Origin of the sequence: Binatus soli (SeqCode), assembly GCF_050015535.1 — a bacterium.
Lineage (GTDB): Bacteria > Desulfobacterota > Binatia > Binatales > Binataceae > Binatus > Binatus soli.
The window spans coordinates 64,139-84,678 of record NZ_JBEKBF010000007.1 but is presented as its reverse complement, the minus strand read 5'-3'; the positions used below and the strand labels follow the sequence as shown (position 1 = coordinate 84,678).

General features: G+C 60.5%; 21 protein-coding genes and 2 tRNA genes. 16 read left to right on the top strand and 7 right to left on the bottom strand.

The window, feature by feature from the left end; translation table 11 throughout:
• Nucleotides 1–44 precede the first annotated feature (44 nt).
• From ABR989_RS07110 to ABR989_RS07075, 8 genes are all read left to right on the top strand, one after another.
• Nucleotides 45–293 (top strand): cell division protein ZapB, encoded by a 249-nt coding sequence (locus ABR989_RS07110; RefSeq protein WP_324095023.1) that lies wholly within the window; start codon nt 45–47, stop codon nt 291–293.
• A gap of 2 nt (nt 294–295) precedes the next feature.
• On the top strand, nt 296–568 hold the full coding sequence (locus ABR989_RS07105; RefSeq protein WP_428126978.1) for a cell division protein ZapA: 273 nt from the start codon (nt 296–298) through the stop codon (nt 566–568).
• Between the two features lie 255 nt (nt 569–823).
• Complete coding sequence (locus tag ABR989_RS07100; protein WP_428126976.1) at nt 824–1,540, top strand: 5-formyltetrahydrofolate cyclo-ligase; 717 nt, start codon at nt 824–826, stop codon at nt 1,538–1,540.
• Nucleotides 1,461–3,020, top strand: a complete 1,560-nt coding sequence (gene rny / locus ABR989_RS07095; RefSeq protein ID WP_428126974.1) for a ribonuclease Y — start codon at nt 1,461–1,463, stop codon at nt 3,018–3,020. The genes ABR989_RS07100 and rny overlap by 80 nt, the downstream gene beginning before the upstream one ends.
• Nucleotides 3,021–3,116: 96 nt before the next feature.
• Nucleotides 3,117–3,656 carry a ferritin family protein gene (locus tag ABR989_RS07090; RefSeq protein WP_428126972.1) on the top strand — a complete coding sequence of 180 codons (540 nt, stop codon included), beginning with the start codon at nt 3,117–3,119 and terminating at the stop codon, nt 3,654–3,656.
• 58 nt (nt 3,657–3,714) lie between these two features.
• A tRNA-Gln gene (locus tag ABR989_RS07085) sits at nt 3,715–3,790 on the top strand.
• A gap of 40 nt (nt 3,791–3,830) precedes the next feature.
• Nucleotides 3,831–3,905 (top strand) — tRNA-Glu (locus ABR989_RS07080).
• Nucleotides 3,906–4,496: 591 nt separating this feature from the next.
• On the top strand, nt 4,497–4,862 hold the full coding sequence (locus ABR989_RS07075) for a GNAT family N-acetyltransferase (RefSeq protein WP_428126970.1): 366 nt from the start codon (nt 4,497–4,499) through the stop codon (nt 4,860–4,862).
• A gap of 208 nt (nt 4,863–5,070) precedes the next feature.
• Here ABR989_RS07075 and ABR989_RS07070 read toward each other — a convergent pair whose 3' ends face one another.
• Together ABR989_RS07070 and ABR989_RS07065 are read right to left on the bottom strand one after the other, a co-directional pair.
• Nucleotides 5,071–6,276, bottom strand: coding sequence for a tyrosine-type recombinase/integrase (locus ABR989_RS07070; protein ID WP_428126968.1), 1,206 nt, complete (start codon nt 6,274–6,276; stop codon nt 5,071–5,073).
• Between the two features lie 371 nt (nt 6,277–6,647).
• Nucleotides 6,648–7,202, bottom strand: a complete 555-nt coding sequence (locus ABR989_RS07065; RefSeq protein WP_428126966.1) for a hypothetical protein — start codon at nt 7,200–7,202, stop codon at nt 6,648–6,650.
• A 72-nt stretch (nt 7,203–7,274) separates the two neighbouring features.
• On the opposite strand from ABR989_RS07065, the gene ABR989_RS07060 reads away from it, so the two are divergent.
• Complete coding sequence (locus ABR989_RS07060; protein ID WP_428126965.1) at nt 7,275–7,529, top strand: hypothetical protein; 255 nt, start codon at nt 7,275–7,277, stop codon at nt 7,527–7,529.
• 163 nt (nt 7,530–7,692) lie between these two features.
• On the opposite strand, the gene ABR989_RS07055 is transcribed toward ABR989_RS07060, so the two are convergent.
• Together ABR989_RS07055 and ABR989_RS07050 are read right to left on the bottom strand one after the other, a co-directional pair.
• Nucleotides 7,693–8,559 carry a YihY/virulence factor BrkB family protein gene (locus ABR989_RS07055; RefSeq protein ID WP_428126962.1) on the bottom strand — a complete coding sequence of 289 codons (867 nt, stop codon included), beginning with the start codon at nt 8,557–8,559 and terminating at the stop codon, nt 7,693–7,695.
• A gap of 239 nt (nt 8,560–8,798) precedes the next feature.
• Nucleotides 8,799–9,755 carry a TIGR03560 family F420-dependent LLM class oxidoreductase gene (locus tag ABR989_RS07050; protein WP_428126960.1) on the bottom strand — a complete coding sequence of 319 codons (957 nt, stop codon included), beginning with the start codon at nt 9,753–9,755 and terminating at the stop codon, nt 8,799–8,801.
• A gap of 57 nt (nt 9,756–9,812) precedes the next feature.
• Here ABR989_RS07050 and ABR989_RS07045 point away from each other — a divergent pair, with 57 nt between their 5' ends.
• Nucleotides 9,813–9,971 carry a hypothetical protein gene (locus tag ABR989_RS07045; RefSeq protein WP_428126958.1) on the top strand — a complete coding sequence of 53 codons (159 nt, stop codon included), beginning with the start codon at nt 9,813–9,815 and terminating at the stop codon, nt 9,969–9,971.
• 10 nt (nt 9,972–9,981) lie between these two features.
• Here ABR989_RS07045 and ABR989_RS07040 read toward each other — a convergent pair whose 3' ends face one another.
• A complete protein-coding gene (locus tag ABR989_RS07040) occupies nt 9,982–11,436 on the bottom strand; it encodes a coniferyl aldehyde dehydrogenase (RefSeq protein ID WP_428127148.1) in 1,455 nt (484 codons plus the stop codon).
• Nucleotides 11,437–11,473: 37 nt separating this feature from the next.
• Nucleotides 11,474–13,876 carry a glycoside hydrolase family 3 N-terminal domain-containing protein gene (locus tag ABR989_RS07035; RefSeq protein ID WP_428126956.1) on the bottom strand — a complete coding sequence of 801 codons (2,403 nt, stop codon included), beginning with the start codon at nt 13,874–13,876 and terminating at the stop codon, nt 11,474–11,476.
• Between the two features lie 219 nt (nt 13,877–14,095).
• On the opposite strand from ABR989_RS07035, the gene ABR989_RS07030 reads away from it, so the two are divergent.
• From ABR989_RS07030 to ABR989_RS07005, 6 genes are all read left to right on the top strand, one after another.
• The gene (locus tag ABR989_RS07030) at nt 14,096–16,348 is read left to right on the top strand and encodes a molybdopterin-dependent oxidoreductase (RefSeq protein ID WP_428126955.1); all 2,253 of its coding nucleotides are present in this window, start codon (nt 14,096–14,098) and stop codon (nt 16,346–16,348) included.
• On the top strand, nt 16,348–16,809 hold the full coding sequence (locus tag ABR989_RS07025; RefSeq protein WP_428126953.1) for a winged helix-turn-helix transcriptional regulator: 462 nt from the start codon (nt 16,348–16,350) through the stop codon (nt 16,807–16,809). The genes ABR989_RS07030 and ABR989_RS07025 overlap by 1 nt, the downstream gene beginning before the upstream one ends.
• Before the next feature lie 476 nt (nt 16,810–17,285).
• On the top strand, nt 17,286–17,621 hold the full coding sequence (gene rbp / locus ABR989_RS07020; protein WP_331961655.1) for an RNA-binding regulator: 336 nt from the start codon (nt 17,286–17,288) through the stop codon (nt 17,619–17,621).
• 161 nt (nt 17,622–17,782) lie between these two features.
• Nucleotides 17,783–18,106, top strand: coding sequence for an RNA recognition motif domain-containing protein (locus ABR989_RS07015; RefSeq protein WP_428126950.1), 324 nt, complete (start codon nt 17,783–17,785; stop codon nt 18,104–18,106).
• A gap of 195 nt (nt 18,107–18,301) precedes the next feature.
• Entirely contained in the window at nt 18,302–18,475 is a 174-nt protein-coding gene (locus ABR989_RS07010) for a hypothetical protein (RefSeq protein WP_428126948.1), read from the top strand.
• 300 nt (nt 18,476–18,775) lie between these two features.
• A complete protein-coding gene (locus tag ABR989_RS07005; RefSeq protein ID WP_428126947.1) occupies nt 18,776–19,765 on the top strand; it encodes an alanine racemase in 990 nt (329 codons plus the stop codon).
• Between the two features lie 269 nt (nt 19,766–20,034).
• Here ABR989_RS07005 and ABR989_RS07000 read toward each other — a convergent pair whose 3' ends face one another.
• On the bottom strand, nt 20,035–20,499 hold the full coding sequence (locus ABR989_RS07000) for a hypothetical protein (RefSeq protein WP_428126944.1): 465 nt from the start codon (nt 20,497–20,499) through the stop codon (nt 20,035–20,037).
• Nucleotides 20,500–20,540 lie beyond the last annotated feature (41 nt).

The window sequence follows — 20,540 nt, the reverse complement described above, 5'->3', positions numbered from 1 at the left end:
GTCAGTTAATCGAAAATTAAACTAAAAGTAGAAGATTCTTTCTCATGGCGACAGATGTATTAAAGCAATTAGACGAGCGGATTCAGGCTTCCGTGGCGCGCATCCACCAATTGCGCAAGGAAAATGAGCAACTCGCCCAGAAACTCGCGGAAACCGAAAAACGCTATGCCGATGCCGCCGGCCAGGTGAAGCAGTTGAACGCCGAGCGCCAGCAGCATGAAAACGAGCGCAACGACGTGCGAAGCAGGATCGAAAAGATTCTCACCCGCTTCGACGGGATCGATCTTGGCTGAAGATGAAGGGCGTCAACGTCCAGATCATGGGACAAAGCCTGACGGTCGCCAGCGATGGCGGCGATGAGTGGGTCAAGTCCGTGGCCGAGACGGTGGACGAAAAGATCAAGGATATCCGCGCCGGGAGCCAGACGGTCAATTCAGTGAACCTGGCAATCCTGGCTGCGTTAAATTTCGCCGAAGAGCTCGAACACCTGCGCCGGGAGCATCAAGAGCTGGTGGATCGAATCGCGGCGATGAATAAACGGCTGTCCGCGGCCATCGACGGCGAATGAGCATGAATCGTCGTGACGGCGCGCGGCATCCCAGAGGTGAGCGATTTCGGACGGGGACGGGAATGGGAATTGTGGATCTCGAAAGTGGCCTAAGCGCGGTGCTTACAAGCATGGGGCCCTTGCAATATTTTTCAACCGCAACGAAGGCTTTCGCGATGGAACGTATCGCGGATACAGGCCGGCTGTCAGCCGGATCGAGAACGACAGGCGTGCGCGATGGCGCCGCGCAATCGAGTAGTTGAGCCCGCTCCCGCCATGGCAACGACTGTGGCGGACGAAAAGAAAAATCTACGCGCGATCATGACCGCGTCCCGCGATGCGCTCCCCGGCGAGCGCGCCGCGGCATGGTCGGAAATCATCGAGCGGCAAATGATCGCGAGCGAGTTCTACCGCGCCGCATCCGCGATCGTCCTCTACAAAGCTCACGGTAACGAAGTCTCGACCGACCGCATCCTGTCCGACGCGCTGGCCGCTGGTCGCGCCGTCTTCTATCCGCGCGTTGACGCGGCGGCGGGCACGATCGTCGCGCGAAGGATTCGCGATCGATCCGAACTCGCCCGCGGCGCGTATGGAATCCTCGCGCCGTCCGAGTCGTCGGAGCCTCTCGACAGCAAAAAGTTCGCGAAAATTCTCGTATGTGTTCCCGGCGTCGCCTTCGGACTCGAAGGGCAGCGGCTGGGCCGTGGCGGGGGTCACTATGATCGTTTCATCGGCCAGATGGGCCGCGAAGCGATCAGCGTGGGACTCGCCTATTCATTCCAGCTGCTCGATCGAATCCCCGAAACGGGGCTCGACCGGCGGCTAAACATCATTGTGACTGAGTCCGCCGTTCATCGAGCCTGCGAAGCGCCACTGCCAGCTCGCGGAACGCGGACCAAGGAGGTAAACCAGGGTGGCTCTAATCACCGCAATCCTGGGATTCATAGTTGGTGGCGCGGTCTTTTTCATTTGGGGAATAACGAAACAGCGTAGGGACGCCGTTAACCTGCAGGCCGCGCGCGCTCAGGCCGAAGAAATAACCAAGGAGGCTCAAACCAGGAGCCAGCTAGCAGCAAAGGAGGCCGAACTCAAGGCAAAGGATATCGTGGTCGGCGCGAAAGCCGACGCCGAGCGCGAGATGCGCGATCGCAGGCGCGAAATAGCTGCGATCGAACAGAAGCTCGAAGCACGCGAGGAGACTTTCGAAAAGCGCCAGGAAGCCTTCGAACGGCGCGAAGCCGACCTCAACCGGCGCGATCAAAGTTTGCGCTCGCGCGAGAAAAATCTCACCGATAAAGAAGAACTGCTGCAGTCACATATCGACGAGGCGCGCACCAAGCTCGAAGCCGTCGCCGGCCTGACCCGCGAGGAAGCCAAGCGCTCGCTCATGGACGAGATGATCGGCCAGGCGCGCACCGACGCTGCCAAGCACATACGAATCGTCGAAGAAGAGGCGCGCGAGGAGGCCGACCGCCGCGCCAAACGAGTCATCGCAATCGCGATCGAGCGGCTGGCCGGCGAGTTCGTCGCCGAGCGCACGGTCTCGGTGCTGGCGCTGCCCAACGACGAGATGAAGGGCCGCATCATCGGCCGCGAAGGACGCAATATCCGGGCGATCGAGGCGGCCACCGGTGTCGACATAATTATCGACGATACTCCCGAGGCGGTCGTGATTTCGTGCCACAACCCCATCCGGCGCGAAATAGCGCGCGTCGCACTCCAGCAGCTCATCTCGGATGGCCGCATTCATCCCGGTCGTATCGAGGAAGTCGTTCGCAAGGCCGAGCAGCAGGTCGAGGAATCGATCCGCGAGGCCGGTCAGCGCGCGATCATCGAGGTCGGCGTGCACGGAATCCATCCCGAACTGGTCAAGCTGCTCGGGATGCTCAAGTATCGCTACAGCTACGCGCAGAACGTGTTGATGCATTCGATCGAAGCTGCGTTCATCTGCGGCGCGATGGCCGCCGAGCTGGGGCTGAACGAAAAGCAGGCTCGTCGCGCTGCCCTGCTGCACGATATCGGCAAGGCGCTGACTCACGAGGTCGAAGGCTCGCACGCGTTGATCGGCGGTGAGATCGCCCGCAAATACGGCGAGTCGGCGAAAATCGTAAATGCGATCGCGGCGCATCATGAGGAAGTCAAGGCCGAGACGATTCTGGCGCCGCTGGTCGATGCGGCCGATGCGCTGTCGGGCGCGCGTCCGGGGGCGCGGCGCGAGGTGCTCGAGAGCTACGTCAAGCGGCTGGAGGACCTCGAGACGATCGCGAAGTCGTTCAAGGGCGTCGAAAAATGTTTCGCCGTGCAGGCCGGGCGCGAGATGCGTGTGATCGTCGAGCCCACCCAGATTTCGGACGAGGACACCGCGATGCTGGCGCGCGACGTGGCGCGCAAGATCGAAACCGATATGACCTATCCCGGGCAGATTCGGGTCACCGTCATTCGCGAGACGCGCGCGACCGAGCTCGCGAAATAACAGTTGCGCAATTCCATCCGGAGGCCCGATCGCTCGAGCGCGGTCGGGCCTCCGCGCTTTACCGCCCGCGAAGATAGAAGGTATCATCGGTCCACGATGCCCACGACGCGCGAAGTTCTCGATGCGACGATCGCATTGGAAAAACAAAGCATGGCGCTGTACGCACGCTTCGCGAAGATCTTTGCGAGCGAGCCGGGCCTGCAGGATTTCTGGTTCGCGATGGCGCGTGACGAAGCGCGGCACGTCGGCGCGCTGGACCTGGTCACCACCGTGCTCGATCAGGAATCGATGCTCGACAAGCCCAGTCCGATCTCGCTCGAAGACGCCACCATCGTGCGGCTGCGGTCGCTGCTCGAAAAGTCTCAGGGCGAGGCGATGCCCGGAATCAAGCTCGAACGCGCGCTGGAGATCGCGCTCGACGTCGAGGAAACCGAACTCGAAGATGTGGTGTCGGATCTGCTGAAGGCTTTGCAGGCGCCCGATGAGTACGAGCGATGTTTGCGCTTGCTGGTCCACGACCTGGGCGAGCTGAGCTACATGATCGAACGCCACTCGGCCAACCCGGCGTTGCTGTCGCGATGCGACGCGCTGGTCAATCGTCACGCCGAGACGCTCCGCCACACCGCGATCAAGTAGCGTCGCACGGGCTCGGTGGCGCGGGTGAGGGCCGTTGGTTATATTTGCAGACCTGCGCTGAGGAGTGGCCAAATTGGTAAGGCACCTGACTCTGGATCAGGCGATTGCAGGTTCGAGTCCTGCCTCCTCAGCCAACGATTTTTGCAAAGCGCGCGCTGCGGCGCGCGCGACGATGGTCCCATCGTCTAGTGGTTAGGACACCGGCCTCTCACGTCGGGAACGCGGGTTCGACTCCCGCTGGGATCACCAAGTAGATAAAGGGTTTTTTCACTACTTTGGCGGCTCCCAGGCCATTTGACAGCCACATTTGACAGCCACGGGATTTCAGTGAGAGTGAAACGAATTCAGGTGCTTTCAGCTGGATCACGAAAGCGCTGAACGACGCATTGCTAACGCGGTTCGTATGAGAAGCGCTCCGCGCAGAGCTAAAGAGAAGCGCAATTGAAGGAACCCGTTTCCAGCGAAGCAGAGGCCGACGATCTGCGGCTCCTGCATGTCGATGTCGAGACGACTTTTGTGATCTCCAACTCAGAGCGCATATAGCGGGAGAACGACCCAGATTGTTCATCCGGGCCGCGCCTATTCTTCGCGGGGTGCCCACAAGGCAACATCGCACGCGTTCGGCACGACGTTGGGGATCAGATCGCTCTGAGCTTACTTGCCATAGCCACGGAGGAGCCCTCATGGCGCGATCCTGATGTCCTGCCTCAATGTCTGGGAAAAGTCATCGATCTGTTGTCGCGTGGCCAACCCGTCGTGACCATCGCTCAGGGCGTCATTTACAGACTCCCGAACAGTCTGAAATGCGAGCACCCCGCGAGGATCGTGCGAGGAGATTCGGTGGAGGGCGAGCAGATGCTGGCTCGCCTCGCTGACCGGGGTCTGCCTCAGCCCATGCTTGACGCAGGTTTTAAGGGGGGCGGCGACTTCTGGGAGCCTTGGTGCGTCGCGCTCGCCGACGACGAAATTGCGTCCATCGCGTTCGCAGCTCGCATCGGCGACATCGGCGCGGAGATCGGCGTGGTGACGTTTCCGAGATCCCGTGCTCAAGGATTTGCGGCCGCCGTTACCGCCGGTTGGTCATCGCTGCCGAACCTCAGTGCCCGCGCACTCTTCTACAGCACGGCAAGGTCCAACCGATCATCTCAGCGCGTCGCCGCAAGGCTTGGTCTGCGTCTGATTGGCGCGAGTGTTCGCATCGGCTGATGACTAACCTAATGGGTTTCTATGTGCGGCAAATTTCAAACTGCGTCACTACCGAAAAACCGGGCTGGAAACGGGGCGCCTAACTTTCCTGAGAAGTGACCGGGGCGCCGTCTCCCATCCAAGTCAGCGTTCAAATTTTGCGCGAGCGCCGCGACTGTCCAGATTGGCCAAAGGGAGTTTAGGGCGGTCGCGCGCGATCGGATCGGAACTAAGCGCCGCCGAGAATCGCGTCCATCTTGTCGGCCGCGTCGCGCATCATCGCCGGCATGACGTGGCCGTACACGTTCATGGTGACGGTGATCGGGCTGTGCCCGAGGAGCTTCATGATCGCGCGCGGATGGATGCCTTGCGCGAGCAGAAGAGATGCCGCGCTGTGCCTCAGATCATGAAATCGCAAGGTGGTCGGAAGCTCGGCTTTCTTGAGCAACGCTTTGTATTCACGATGAAGAACTTTTGGCTCCACCGCTCGACCGGTCGCGCTTGTGAATACGAGTCCGGAATCTTTCCATTCGGAGCCTGCCGCTAGGCGCTCTTCGGCCTGTTTGACGCGTCGGGCCTTCAGCGCTTTGACCACTGAATCCGGGAGAGCGATCGACCGCCGGCTCCCGTCGGTCTTGGTCTCGGTTGCTTGGAGAGCACTCTTCTTTCCCTTTATGTCGGAGCCGGTGAGCAAACGCTGCAGCGACTGGCTGACGTGAAGGGTGCGCTGTTCCATATCGACATCGCTCCAGCGCAGTCCGAGCACCTCGCCTCGTCGGAGACCAAGCGTAAGTGTCGTCACGTAAACTGGCTCAAACCTCGAACCCTTTGCCTCTCCAAGCAGCTTGCGAGCGCCCTCCGGATCGAGCGGTTCGATCTGCTTTCGCGTAATACGCGGAGGAGTAACGAGCGCGGCGCTATTGCGGGCGACCAGCCCCCACTTCAATGCCTGTGCTAACGCGCTTCGCAATACGGTTCCGATATTCGCAACAGTTTGTGGCGAGCGTCCCTGCTTATTCTCCTCGGTACCGTTCTTTTTCTTTACCTTGTACGGCTGGCTCTTCTCGTCCAGCAGCTTCTGGACATGCTGAGGCGTGAGCTTGTGGAGCTGAATCTTTCCCAACGTTGGTTTGATGTGAAGGCGGGCGATTGCTGAAAAACTCTCATGGCTTCGCGGTTTCGCCTTCGCCTTGAGAGTGTGCTTCAGCCAATGATCGAGAAACTGTGCGACGGTCTGTCGCTCGGTCCGGACCGGAAGGCCACGAGACTGATCGGAACGAGCTTTGAGCAGTTCATCTCGCACCTCCCCGGCTGTTGCGGCGTAGAAATGTCTTCGCTTACGCTTGCCGTCTTCCCAGCCCATATTGAGAGAGCCGACCCAGCGCCCATCTTTGCGCTTGAAGATCGATCCCTCGTTTGTTCCGCGCTTCGCCATCAGACTAGCGCTCGGCGATCCACCTCTTGACCTGCTCGATTCCGGTGCCGAGGCGCTTCGCAATTTCCCGGACAGACAGCTTTTGATCGCGCAGCTGGCGAGCCTCGAGCTTCCGGCGCGAGTACAACCTGATGCGACATGCGTTCGAGCACGTCTTTCGGTTCGTTCGGTAACCTGATCCTTCCGGCGCCACGAGCATCGGCTTCTTGCAACCCTCGCAAAGGCGGAACTTGCGAAAATCAGCGATTGCGCTTGCGAGCTGAAGCCAGAGACAACCGATCAACGTATCCGGGACGATGAAGAGGCCCATCTTCTTGCGATCCGGAGCTATCCAAAGGAGCCGGGGAGCGACCAACTCATCCAGAGATTTGTTAACCTGTGTGTGGCGAATTACTGATTTCCCCAAGAATCAGCAATTCGCCACACACACGGCTCGCCAGCAGTATGCTGAGGTAAATCACGTAGGCGTTCAGGCCCAGGCAGCTCAGTTCCAGCGACGAGCCTTTCACAAGATCGAAAAAACCGCCCAGCGATCCAGCGGTGCCGATGAAATACCACAACGGTGCAATCGCGCGGTGCGGCGTACGGTCGACGGCGCGGCTCAGGCACAAAAGCGAGACGCCCGAGGCGATCGCGGCTATATCGCCGTCTATCCTCATTTTGGCCATCGCTGTGCCGATGAAAACGGTCCAGAACAGGATACTGAAAAAGCCGAGACTGCTGCGCCGCCAAGCGATAAAACCCATGGCCTGCTGCGCCAGCATGACGCCGGAAACGGCCAGCACAGGCAGCGATGTGTCGGCTGAGTGGGGAAAGTACTCGTTCAGGCAAACAAACATTCCAAAGGGCTGGAGGAAAGCGGCGACGAGAAAAAACGGCGTGGCGGCTTTCTCAGAGCGTTGGTCCTTCAGGCACAGCGCGCCCATGATGCCCCTGGCGGGCGCTCCTCCCTATTACGGGACCGCTCAGTTGATCGTCTGGGTCGGCGGGGAAAAGCCATGAGCGCTGCGCGAGAGGAAGCGCTGGAGCAGATTGCGGCGCTGGTCCGGCAGCATGGCATCGGCATTGGCGAAATCGCCGCCCGCCTGAAAGAAGACGAACCGTCAACCGTCATAGACACGGGCGGCAGCGTTTTGAAAACCTCGCTCGGCTATGCCAGCGGCAAGGCGGCGCCCGCCACCAAAACCACGTTTTCCTTCAAAAATTGCTTCATGTCAAAGCGCCCCAGTAAACCAAAAGCCGCATGGCTCTAGCTGCAACCGTGTTTCGCCGTCCGCAACGGCAGCGCCGCGATCTTCCGCAGCATGCTACCAAAGAGCCGTCCCGTCAGATGCCCCTCGGCCAACAGCAACCGCGATACTTCGGGGTCACGCGCAAAAGGCACGCTAGAGGCCCGTGCTTTCGATGAATTGACTCTCATGAAGCCTGCTCCAGGCGGACAGCGCCTTGCTTCGGCGGGACTTCGCGTCCCTGGCTGCGTACCCATACCTGAGTCAATTCGACTCCCAGCAGAAAGATCAGCGCTGAGTAGTAAGTCCACAGTAGAATCACAGCCAGGGACCCCGCAGCCCCATAGGCGCTGGCTTTCCCGGCGTGCGCCAGGTAAATCCCGATCAGAAATTTCCCGACTACAAACAATACGGCGATAAACAGGCCACCCACCCAAACGTCGCTCCAGCGCAATTGGACATCCGGCATCACCTTCAGAATCGCCGCGAAAACTACCGTAAACATGACCAATGATGTGACAATCTCCCCAACATGCGCAGCGCCGGGGAAAGGCAACATATGCGCCAGCGCCGAAATCGCGGAACTCGCTGCCACCGAAACCATCGCCAGGATCCCGGCTCCAATCAGCAGAAGAATTGAGCGGACGCGTTTCATCGCGAAATGCCTTATGCCGGAACCAACCACCCTTACTTTCCACGCTTTGTTGAGACACTGCTGAAGTTGCAGCAGCACGCTGGTTGCGGAAAGTATGAGCCCGACAAGTCCCAACGCCGTCGCGACCAATCCACCAGTATGGTTCTGAGCCACGTTGCTCACCATGGTCTGGATTTGCGCGGCGGCCTGTGGGCCCATCGCGCCGCTCAGCTTCGATTCGATCTGGCCGCTCGCAGCCTGCGGACCCAGAACGAGGCCCGCAATGTATATGACGATTAGTAAGAGAGAAGGCAGCGAGAACAGCGTCGCGTATGCCAAAGCCGCGGCCATCGACGGGCATTCGTCTTTGGAGAAATCGCGAAACACCTGCTGAAGGAACTCTTTTGGAGTAGCTAGCATCTGAGGCCTACCTCAGAGTAGCTTCCCGAGAAAGCTACTCTTGAAAATCGTCACCGGTTGTTCAAAATCTATGACGCGGGAAAACGCTGGCATATTCGGCCGGGTTCAAAGCTAGGACATCCACCCGTGGCTCGCCAGAAATTCCGAGACTGCGGCTTATGATGTGTTTGTCCGACAACAGAGTCATTGTCAAATGTTGTGGATCGGGTGGTATGGCAGGCTTCGCGCGGAGCCGGTCCTCAATGCCGGCGGACCGCCGGAATCACTTCTTCGGCGAACGCCTGAAACTCTTGCTCGACGAGAATCGGCCAGCGCAAGCTGAAGATGAAGTGCGTGACGCCGACCTCGGCGTACTGCGCGATTTTGTCGAGGCATTCGTCCTTACCGCCGATCATGATTCGATCGCGCGCCTGCTCCGGCGTGATCCGCGCCATGCTCGCCACGCCCCCGGAGATCAGCCGCTCGCGCTCTTTGGACGCCTTGTAGCACAGCGGCATCATGATGGTCTTTTCGATTTCATCGGTGTTGCGACCGACCGCGTCGCCGTGCCGTTCGATAACGTCGATCAGGCGCTTCATCTCGGCGGGATTCGCATGCATCGTATTCCACATATTGGCATGCTTTGCGACGATCTTGAGCAGGGATTTTTCTCCGCGTCCGCCGATCATCAACGGGATGTGCGGCTTCTGGAGCGGCTTGGGATTACAGACCGCGTCGACCACGTGGTAGTGCTTGCCCTCGACGGTGGTTCTGTCCTGAGTGAACATTTCCTTGATGATCTGGCACGACTCGTCGAGCGCCTCGAGGCGCCCGCGGACGGTTTTGAATTCGATCCCAAAGCTCCGATGCTCCAGTTCATACCATCCGGCGCCGAGACCGAGATTGAGTCTGCCGCCGCTTACGTGGTCGAGCGTCGCCGCCATTTTCGCCGTCAGGCACGGATTGCGATAAGTATTGCTGCTGACGAGCGCGCCGATGCGGGCGCGCCTGGTGTGCTGGCTGAGCGCGCTCAGCAGCGTCCAGTTCTCCATGCAGGGACCGGCCGGGTCGGGCGTGAAGATCGGATAGAAGTGATCGAAGGCCCAGAGCGAGTCGTAGCCCCAGGCGTCGATTTTCCCCCAGACGTCGCGCATCCGCTCCCACGTGACGTTCTGTTGTCCGGACTGGAATCCAAATCGAATCGGAGGCTTGCTCATTTTCCTTGTGACCTCCCTTATGTGCCTTATATGGAAACTCTGAAAAGGGTCTAACCTTTGTACATTTCGCAGCTTGCGGAATTGTTGGAAGCCACAAGCTATTTCCCCTTCTTCTTGCGCTCCGCCCAGCGCTTCTTCATCGTCTCCGATAAGCGCCTGCTGCGCGGCGAACGCGACGATGTGACGATCGACGCCGACGCGAATATGCCGGTTTAGCCCCTGCGCGCTACCGCAGCATCAAAAGCTTCAGCATGAAATCGGCGAGTTTGCCGAAGGGCGGACGCAGCATCCACGCGCTGTTGAAGCGGCTCTGCAAAAACACGCCCTTGCGGTGCGAGAAGGTCTGGAAGCCGAACTCGCCGTGATAGGCGCCGATGCCGGAGGCGCCGATGCCGCCGAACGGCAAATCATCGACCGCGAGATGCATCAGCGTCTCGTTGACCCCCACGCCGCCTGAAATCGTCCTCTGTAGAACTTCATCGCGCTGCTTGGGGTCGAGGCCGAAATAGTAGAGCGCCAGCGGACGCGGCCGGCGATTGACGTACTCGATCGCTTCCTCAAGCCGGTCGTAGCTTTTGATCGGCAGGATCGGGCCGAAAATCTCGTCGCGCATCAGGCCGAGCCCGTCGTCCGGATCGAGCACAAGGGACGGGGTGAACTTGCGCGCGCCCGGCTCCAGCGCCTCGCCAGCCGGATTAATTTCGACGACTGCGGCGCCTTTCGCCCTGGCCTCGTCGATATAGTTTGAGAGGCGGCGGTAATGGCGTTCGTTGACGATACTGGTGTAGTCGGGATTTGACTTGAGGCTTGGATAGAACTTGCGAACCGCGGCCTCGGCCTGCCGGACGAATTCCTCTCGCCGCGCCCTGGGCACGAGAACGTAATCCGGTGCGACGCACGTCTGACCGGCGTTCATCAATTTGCCGAAGATGATGCTTTCAACCGCGGCGGGCATCGATGCGTCGTCGCCGACGATGCACGGCGATTTGCCGCCAAGCTCCAGCGTGACCGGCGTCAGGTTCTCCGCGGCCGCGCGCATCACATTGCGGCCCACCGCGGTCGAGCCGGTATAGAAAAGATGATCGAACGGCAGCCGCGAAAACGCCTCGCCGACCTCGGGCCCTCCTTGCACCACCGCGACCTGATCGGCGGGAAAGAGACCGGAAAGAAACTCGGCCAGGAATGCCGAGGTGCACGGCGTCAATTCCGACGGCTTCAGCATCACGCAATCGCCGGCGGCAATCGCCGCCATCAGCGGCAAAATCGAAAGCTGAAACGGGTAATTCCACGGGCTGATGATGCCGACGACGCCGACCGGCTGATAAATGATACGCGCCTGTCCCGGCATCAGTTCCAGGCTGACCGAAACCCGCTTTGGCTTCATCCATTTGCCGAGATGACTGCTGGTATGGCGGATTCCTGCCAGCGTAGTCCAGATCTCGGCAAACCGGCTCTCATGCGTCGAGCGATTGCCGAAATCCGACGAGATTACCTCGGCGATCCGTCCCGTATTTTCCTTAATCGCTTGCTTGAGCTTGGCGAGGTCCGCGCGCCGCGCTTCGAGCGAAGGCGCTCCGTTGCGAAGAAACGCCTCGCGCTGGCGGGCAAGGATCGCGCCGAGATCGGTTGCGCCATTGGATTGCGGGAAGTGCTGTACAGTTGCGGCCGTCATGATCGGGATTATCGATCTTTCCCGATTAGCAAGCGAGACCCAGACCTTATGAGATTGCGACGGTAGTTGGCTTTACGTCGAGAAGCGCGAGCCGCCGGCGCGGTCCCACGATTCGAAAACCGGCGCGGAAGCGAATGTCCTCCGAAGAGGCGCCGACGAGAATTTCCATCTCTCCCGGCTCGACCGAAAATTCCATGTCGCGGCCATGAAACGCGGCCTGACTCGTGTCGAGCGTGAACACTACCCGGCGCTTTTTGCCCGCGAGTATCGGCACCCGCGCGAATCCTTTTAGCTCTTTCACCGGCCGGGTCACACTGCCCGCCACGTCGCGCAGATACAACTGAACAACTTCTTCGCCGTCGCTCGGCCCATCGTTTGCGACGCTGATCGAAATTGACAAACAGCCGTCCGGCGGAACCTCGGTCGCATCAAGGCTCCCATCCGAATAGGTGAAGCTTGAGTAACTAAGGCCATGTCCGAACGGGAACAGCGGCTTGCAACTCATGTCGGCGTAGTCGCCCCAAAACTGGCTGCGCTGGCCCGATGGCTTGTGCGAGTAATACAGCGGCATCTGGCCTTGATCGCGTGGCAGCGAAACCGGGATGCGTCCGGCGGGATTGACGCGGCCCGTCAACACATCGGCAATGGCAGTCCCGCCTTCTTCGCCGGGAAGGAAGGCGAAAAGCGCGGAATCGGCCTTTTCAACCGCCTTCGTCAGTGCGAGCGGGCGCCCCTCGATCACCACCAAGACGATCGGCTTTCCGGCCGCGCCAACAGCGGCGACCAACTCCTCCTGCACCCCGGGCAGACCTAGAGTCGCGCGATCGGTCGCCTCGCCACTGGAGCATCCTCTTATCAGGCCCGACTTTCCGCCAACACACAGCACGACGACTTCCGCCCAGCGGGCGATTTCCACTGCTTCGGCGATGCCGGAACGGTCGTCGTCGAAAGCATTGCAGCCGTAAGTCGAGCGGATTTCGGTCTGCGGACCGACAGCGGCGCGGAGGCCCTCAAGCGGCGTCACCATGCGCGGGAATCGATCGCCGAGAGGCCGCTTTGGCGCCTCCAAGAATGGCTTAATTTCTCCGGATGCGCCCAAGCGGCCGGATCCGGGCGGAGCCGACTTCTGTGGCGCCGGCCGCTCGGCAATCGGGCCAAACAGAATCTCCTGATGGCTCGGGAAGTGGTAGTCGCCTTGCAAGAGCCGCTTGGAATCGGCCGTCGGTCCAATCAGGGCGATACGCTTGAGATTGGCGCGCAGCGGCAGAAGCCCGCGCTCGTTTTTCAGCATCACAATTGATTTGCCCGCGAGTTCCCGCGCAAGCGCGCGATCATCGATGGTGTCAAACATGGCCGGCGCCGCCGCGGCATCAACGTACGGATTCTCAAACAGGCCGAGTTCGAACTTGGCGCGCAAGACGCGCCGGACGGCGCGATCGACCAGCTCCATCGGCACTTCGCCGGCTGCGATGGCCTCCTTTAGCGGCGCGCCGTACACGTCAAGCTGCGGCAACTCGACATCGAGGCCAGCTTCGAGACCGAGCTTCGCAGCCGCCCGGGGGCTCGCCGCGATGTTGTGGTATCCGTGCAGGGCAGGCAACGTGAAGTAGTCTGATACCACAGTGCCGGTGAAGCGGAGCCCGCCGCGAAGCAGATCGTTGAGAAGATAGGTGGACGCGCCGCACGGGATTCCATCGATTTCCTGGTACGCGTTCATGATCGATCGCAAATTGGCTTCGCCGATCATTGCGGCAAATGGCACAATGAACGTATCGAGCAATTCCCGCGACCCGATATGCGAGGGCGCCCAGTTGAGTCCCCCCTCGGAAAGACTGTAGCCGGCATAGTGCTTGCCGGTGCAGATCACGCCGGCCGCGACATTGCCGCCCTGCACGCCCCGCACGTATGCGACGGCCATCCGCGAGACGAGATAGACATCCTCGCCGAAGGTCTCCTCGCAGCGGCCCCATCGCGCGTCGCGCGCGACGTCGGCTACGGGGGCCAGCGTGTGGCGCGCGCCGACGGCGGTCATCTGGCGGCGAATCGCCGCGCCCATCCGCTCGACCAGATCGGGGGCGAAAGTGGCAGCTAGGCCCATCGGCATCGGAAAGCACGATGCGTCCTGCGCTTGATAGCCCGCGCAACTCTCCTCATGGAAGATCGCGGGAATGCCGAGCCTGGTCTGCTCGACCAGCACGCGCTGGATCGCATTCATGGTGCGGGCCGATTCAGCTGGACCCATCAGTTCGGCGGGACGCGAAATGTGCGCGATGCCATTCTTCAGCAACTCGCGCGCCCGATCGCCGTCAATCTCGCCGCCTTCTTTGAGCAGGAAGCGACTGAACATTCCGCCCAACTGGGCGATCTTCTCATCGAGCGTCATTCGCGACAGCAGGTCTTCGATCCGCGTCTCGAGTTGCAGGGAAGAATCTTTGTATTTGTCCGCCATTGGATATTCCGCTCCCACTACCGAGTCATCCGGGATTTTTGTTTTGCCTCTCCGATTCCAACTCGCCGTGTAGACCAGACGGCCTCCCTCTGCAAGGTTTTAGCCCTGCTCAGTATGCTACCCTGTCGCTTCTGTTAAGTTCCGATTGCCTCCCGCTGAATTAGAGTTCATTCTCTTGTTGAACTATGTAGTTCGGTAGATGAACTTAGGAGAATCGCCATGAGCGACGACTGGCAAAAGACCGTGTGCATCCTGTGCAGTGTTAACTGTGGAGTCGAAGTGAAGCTCGACGGGCGCCATATCACTCGCGTACGTGGAAATCGCGAACACGTCGCGTCGCACGGGTACGCCTGCGAGAAAGCGCAGCGGCTCGACTACTACCAGAACGGACGCGATCGGCTCACATCGCCGCTGCGGCGCAGACCCGATGGCACGTTTGAGGAGATCGACTGGGACACCGCGATTTGCGAGGTCGCCGCAGGTTTCGTTAGCGTTCGCGATCGATGGAGCGGCCCCAGCATCTTCTATTACGGTGGTGGTGGCCAGGGAAACCATCTCGTCGGCAGCTACGGTACATCGACCCGGCGCGCCCTTGGCTCGGTATTCAGCTCCAACGCGTTGGCCCAGGAAAAGACTGGCGAGTTTTGGGTGGACCATATGCTCTTTGGAACGGGCCTCAGCGGCAGCTACCAGCAGGCGGAGGTCGCGGTATTCGTCGGCAAGAACCCATGGCAGTCGCATGGCTTTCAGCGCGCCCGTCCGATCCTCCGCGACATTGCGGCCGACCCGAACCGTGCGCTTATTGTGATCGATCCGCGTCGCACTGAGACAGCGGAGATGGCGGACTACCATTTACGGGTACGTCCCGGGACCGACGCTTTCTGCCTCGCAGCGATTCTTGGGGTCCTCGTGCAAGAGGATCTGATCAATCAAGACTTCATTCGAGGCCGCACTCAAAATGGCGATGAACTGTTCGCAGCGTTAAACGACGTACCGGTCGCGGACTACTGTGGGCGCGCAGGCGTCACCGAGGAATTAGTTCGCGACGTGGCGCGCCGAACCGCCCGGGCTTCGAGTGTTTCGGTCTACGAAGACCTCGGCATCGAGCAGTCGCTCCACAGCACGCTCAACTCCTACCTGGAGAAACTTCTCTTCGCCGTGACCGGGAATATCGGGAAACCCGGCGCCATGAATGCGGGGACAAGTTTGACCGGGATGTTCGGCGGCGCGCTCTCGTCTGTGGCCAGTCCGGTCGGCGGACATCGCATCATCGGCGGGATGATCCCGGCCAACGTGATCCCTGATGAAATCCTGACCGACCATCCCAAGCGTTTCCGCGCGATGCTGATTGAAAGCGAAAATCCCGCGCACTCGGTCGCCGACAGCACCCGGATGCGCGAAGCGTTACGTGCGCTGGAATTCGTCGTCGTCATTGATGTTGCGATGACCGAGAGCGCGCGTGAGGCGCACTATGTCCTGCCCGCGTCGTCACAATACGAAAAATGGGAAGCCACCTTCTTCGGGGCGGCTTCCCATGCTGAGACGCAATACGCGAACACGTTCACACTCCGCGCCCCGATTCTCGATGCGCTGCCTGGAACGCTTCCCGAAGGGGAAATTCATCGCAGGCTGGTTCGCGCGATTGGCGCGATGACCGATGACGACGTGGCGCCTCTGCATGCGGCCGCAGCGAAAGGAATGGCCGCCTATGCGAGCGAATTGATGCGAGTCGTTTCAGAGCGGCCGCATTTGGCGGAGGTGATGACCGTGCTTCTGTATGAGACCCTCGGCCCGACGCTCGGAGCTGGAAACGAAAATGCCGCGTCGGTCTGGGGTATCGCGCACAATTTCGCGCGCAGGTATCCGGAGTCGCTGCGCCGCGCAGGCTTCATCGGCGAAGGTGGCGAGCTCGGTAACGCCTTGTTCGACGCGATGTTGAAGAATCGCTCGGGAGTGGTCGTCAGCATTGATCCGTATGAGGAAACCTGGCGGAGAATTCACGGGGGGCGGATTGATCTTGCGATCCCCGAGTTGATGCCCGAACTTAAGTTACTTCGCAACGAGCATCCGTCCCGCGACCCCGAGTTCCCGTTCGTACTCTCCGCAGGCCAGCGGCGCTCCTCTACCGCGAACACCATCATCCGCGATCCGCAATGGCGTCCGAAGGATCCAGCGGGCGCCCTCTGGATGAACCCGGCGGACGCCTCCGCACTTGGAGTCCAAAGCGGTGGCCGCGTACGGATCATAACGAAGCGTGCGAGCGCCGAGAGTGTAGTCGTGCTGACAGATACAATGCTGCCTGGTCATGTCGCGCTGCCGAACGGAACCGGCCTGTGGTACCCCGACCGCGAAGGCCAGGAATTTCAGCACGGGGTGGCGCCTAATGAGCTTACGGTGACCGAGGACCGCGACTGGTTCGCGGGCACCCCTTTTCACAAGCACGTGCCGGCGCGAATCGAGGCGGTTGCCTGATGCGGCGAACTCGCTTCGACCGGTGGCCGTGCCCCATCGCACGCACCACGGACCTGGTTGGCGATTGGTGGACGCCGCTCGTGATGCGCGAGGCATTTGCCGGTCGCCGCCGCTTCGAGGATTTCCAGCGCGCGCTAAAAGTTCCGCGCGCGGTGCTCGCCCGTCGGCTCGATCGACTAGTCGATGAAGGCCTTCTCAAGAAAGTTTCTTACGAAGAGCATCCGCCCCGCTACGAATACCGGCTGACGGACAAGGGCCGCGCGTTCTGGGACGTGCTAGCCGCGATGTGGCGATGGGGTAGCGATTGGCTGTGGGGCAAAAACGGTCCTCCGGTGATTCTCGTGGACAATGAAACGGGCCGCGAAGTTCGCCCGCTGGTGGTCGACGAAAACACCGGGATTCGCCTGACGGGCCGCCGCCTGCACATCGGTCGCAAGCAGGACGTCAGGCCACCTTCATGATACTCTGTGTGAGCCACCCACCGGTCTTCAAAATCAAAATCGGCTATGGGGCTGCCGGCGGAGATTGCCTGCGGGTGCGTGGCCGCGCCTTTCGCGAAGTATTTGACAGCCAATTTGACAGCCACGGGCTTGGACAAGGGCGGATAAAGGGTACGCGGGCGGAAATAAAATCCCGCTGTTTCGTTTGATTTGGACGCCCGCGGACGCCTTTCCCACCACCTCTCACGTCGGGAACGCGGGTTCGACTCCCGCTGGGATCATTCAAGAAAAAACTTCGGATCGTCGGACCCGGATCGACCTCCTGCCGCCGGCGTTAACATTGTGCTGGCAACGCGTTTAGACCCCCCTATCTTTGTCCGCGCAAATAGCGTACGGTAATTATCTAAACGCTCGGATTGTTCCTTTCTCTAAGCCCGGGAATTAGCCCGGGTTTTCTGTACGAGAGCTTCCCGGCAAATACTTACGGAGGGGCAAAAATGCCCAGTAAATTGTACGTAGGCAATCTGGCCTACTCGGTGTCGAACAGCGATCTGGAAGAACTGTTTTCACAAGCAGGCCAGGTTCAGAGTGTGGCGGTAATCACGGATAAATTTTCCGGCCAATCGAAGGGCTTCGGCTTTGTCGAGATGGCGAATGCGGAAGATGCTTCCAAGGCAATACAGACCCTGAATGATACGGATCTGAAGGGCAGGAACATCAAGGTTAGCGAGGCCAAGCCCCGCGAGTCGAGCTTCGGCGGCGGCGGCGGTGGCGGCGGCAACCGGCGCGGCGGCGGTGAGAATCGCGGCGGCGGTGGCGGCGGCCGCTGGTAAATTAGTCTGAGACTGAGCGGGCACGCGATGCCCGCTCAGTCGTTTTCAGGGGTCGCGGAAACTCCGAGTCCCGCGGCCTCTGCAATTTGTCAATTTTTCAACTGTCTTCGAGCTCCCGTTCTGGGAGACGAAAGACGCTTGCACGTCCACGAGGAGGCCCGGTGCCCAGAATATATGTAGGAAATCTCGCCGAGTCAGTCACGCGCGACGATCTGCGGGCGCTGTTCTCCAAAATCGGCCGAGTAGGCGGCGCGCTAGTGATCACCGACAAGCTCACCGGCAAATCCAGGGGATTCGGCTTCGTGGAAATGATCGAAGTTGACGACGCGATTAACGCCGCCGTCTTCTTCAGCGGCGCCGAACTCGAGGGCCGCAAAATTCACGTCGATCCATACCGTCCCCAGGAACCCGGTGCTCAAAAATATCGCGGCGAACGCAAGCGCCGCGCTCCTGCCAAGCGCAGCACCGGCAATGGCGCCGCGTAGCCGGGTCACAGTGTCGGGGCCGAGCTGAACCATGAAAAGTGAAAAAGTGAAAAGTGAACAATTCAATCGGGAGACGATATGCGCGATGAAGGGCTGACGCCGTGGAGAACGCACGACTGGAAAATTCGTACGATAGAATCGATTGCTCCGGGAGGCGGTTCGCGGCTCGCCTTTACCTGCAGGAGTTGCGCCAGGGTGTTCAATCAAACCACAATCAATAGCCGGACCTGGGCGGTTGATGCGAGCGGCGTTGCGCTGTCCGATACGGTTACGACGCGATGGCTCGCGGAAAGCTGCCAGCATCGCCCGGCGGACGGCGACGAGGACGACCGCAGGCAATTCAAGAACGGCCCGGCGCTGCAAAATTAAAATATTTTTCCGAGCGATGCCGCGATTGAAATTGACAATCCGGGCAATCGCGCTTGGAGCGCTGATTTCAAGTGCGGTCGCTGCTTCCGCCGCCGCGCAAGCGACCGGCCTCTCCCCGCGGAAAAAGCCGGATCGGGGACCATAAAAAAACTTCGAAATAGGGCGTAGCCGCCGCCGCGCGGCCATCTGGTCCGGCATCGGCGAGGTCATCGCCGCCGGCGCCGCGAAGCGCGGAAACCGCCGCCTCATCGCGGCGCGAGCTTTTTCGCTTTTCATGAGCGTATTTGTTAAACCGCAAGGATGACGAACATCCACGACATTCAGACCCCGGCGCTGCTCGCAGATGCCGACGCCCTCGAACATAATCTCAAGACCATGGCGGCCGCTGTCCCGGGGCCGCGACTGCGCCCGCACGTCAAGGCACACAAATGTACGGCTCTTGCCAAAATGCAGGCACGCGCCGGCCATAAGAGCTTCACCTGCGCCACAATCCGCGAGATCGAAGGGATGGCGGCGGCCGGACTCGGCGACGATCTGCTGCTCGCCAACGAAGTGCTCGATGCGCGCCGCCTGGCGGCCGTCAAGGCCCGCGTCACGGTTGCGGTCGATTCCGCGCCCACTATTCTCGCCGCCGCGCAGGCCGGGATAAGGGAAGTTCTCATCGACGTGAATGTCGGCTTGCCGCGATGCGGTTGCCCTCCTGGCGATGCGGGGCGGCTCGCGGACCTGGCGCGCGGCAAAGGTCTCAAAGTCCGCGGTGTGATGGGCTACGAAGGACACGTTGTGGGCCTCGACGATCGAACGACTCGTGAAAAGCTGACTGCGGATGCAATGGGATTGCTGCTTCAAGGTCACCAGGCCGCGGGCGGCGACATAATCTCGGCCGGCGGTACCGGGACATACGACATCAACGTCTGGGCAAATGAAATCCAGGCCGGCTCCTACGTACTGATGGATACGACTTACGCCAAACTGGGTCTGCCCTTTCGTCAGGGGCTTACCGTGCTGGCCACGGTCATCTCCGTCTCATCCTCATACGCGGTAGGGGATTGCGGATTGAAGGCGCTTGGAATGGATCATGGCAACCCGTCGATCGACGGCGGTCATCAAGTGTTGTTCGTATCCGACGAGCACATCACTTTCGTGCCTTCTTCACCGATGAAGCCGGGCGACCGGATTCGCGTCATGCCGGCCCATATCGATCCGACAATCGCCTATCACGAGCGGATGCATCTGGTCCGCGGCGAAGAGATCCTCGAAACATGGCCGATCGATCTGCGGGGATGGTAGGGGGTTGCCGTTGGGTGCTCGGAGCCGGCCGCGAGCCTCAGCCGGGCGACCTTTTGCGTTTGAACGGTAGATGCCGGAATCATCTGCGCGATTGTTCTGCTGAGCGCGGCTATCGACTTAGCTCAGACCTATCGTTCTCAACGGGCAATCGAACAACTGCGCGAACGAGTTGCCCCGACGGCAACCGTCCTACGCGGCGGCGAGTCACCAGCATCGCGCGACATCGCGATCCGCTTCAATCTTCTCGAAACCTGATCGACGCGCGCGGGTCAGGTTTTGAGGAGCCACCACCGATGGCGCCACACGTAGATGATCAGGAACGGCCCGAAGGTCAGCGAGAAAAGATTGATCATCACTTCGACCGCCATCGCACCGTCAATCGACGCATACTTGCCGTTTTCGAGGTCGTAGAGCACGTCGAGCAGCCCGAGGTAAACGAACGAGCTGCCCGCGATCAGTCCCCACAACAGCGCACGTGGGTCCCGCCGTGCAAGCATCAACGCGCAGGCCGCCGCCGCGATCGCAAGCCACGCATCGGCGGCCGGAAACGCGCGTTCGAAAGCAATGTAGGCGGCCCCGCTGCTGGTCTGCACCGCGCCTGAGGTGAAGAAAGTCATCCAGTACAGCACAGTGGCGCCGGCGCTCATCCAGAGCATCACAGTTACCGCGCGCAATGCCGCAGGCGCATCCGCCCCGGTCTCACTCCTGCCGATCTGTCCGGCTTGAACTCGCATGGCTCTCCGAAGTGTGGCGGCCGCAGGTCATTCATCGGCTG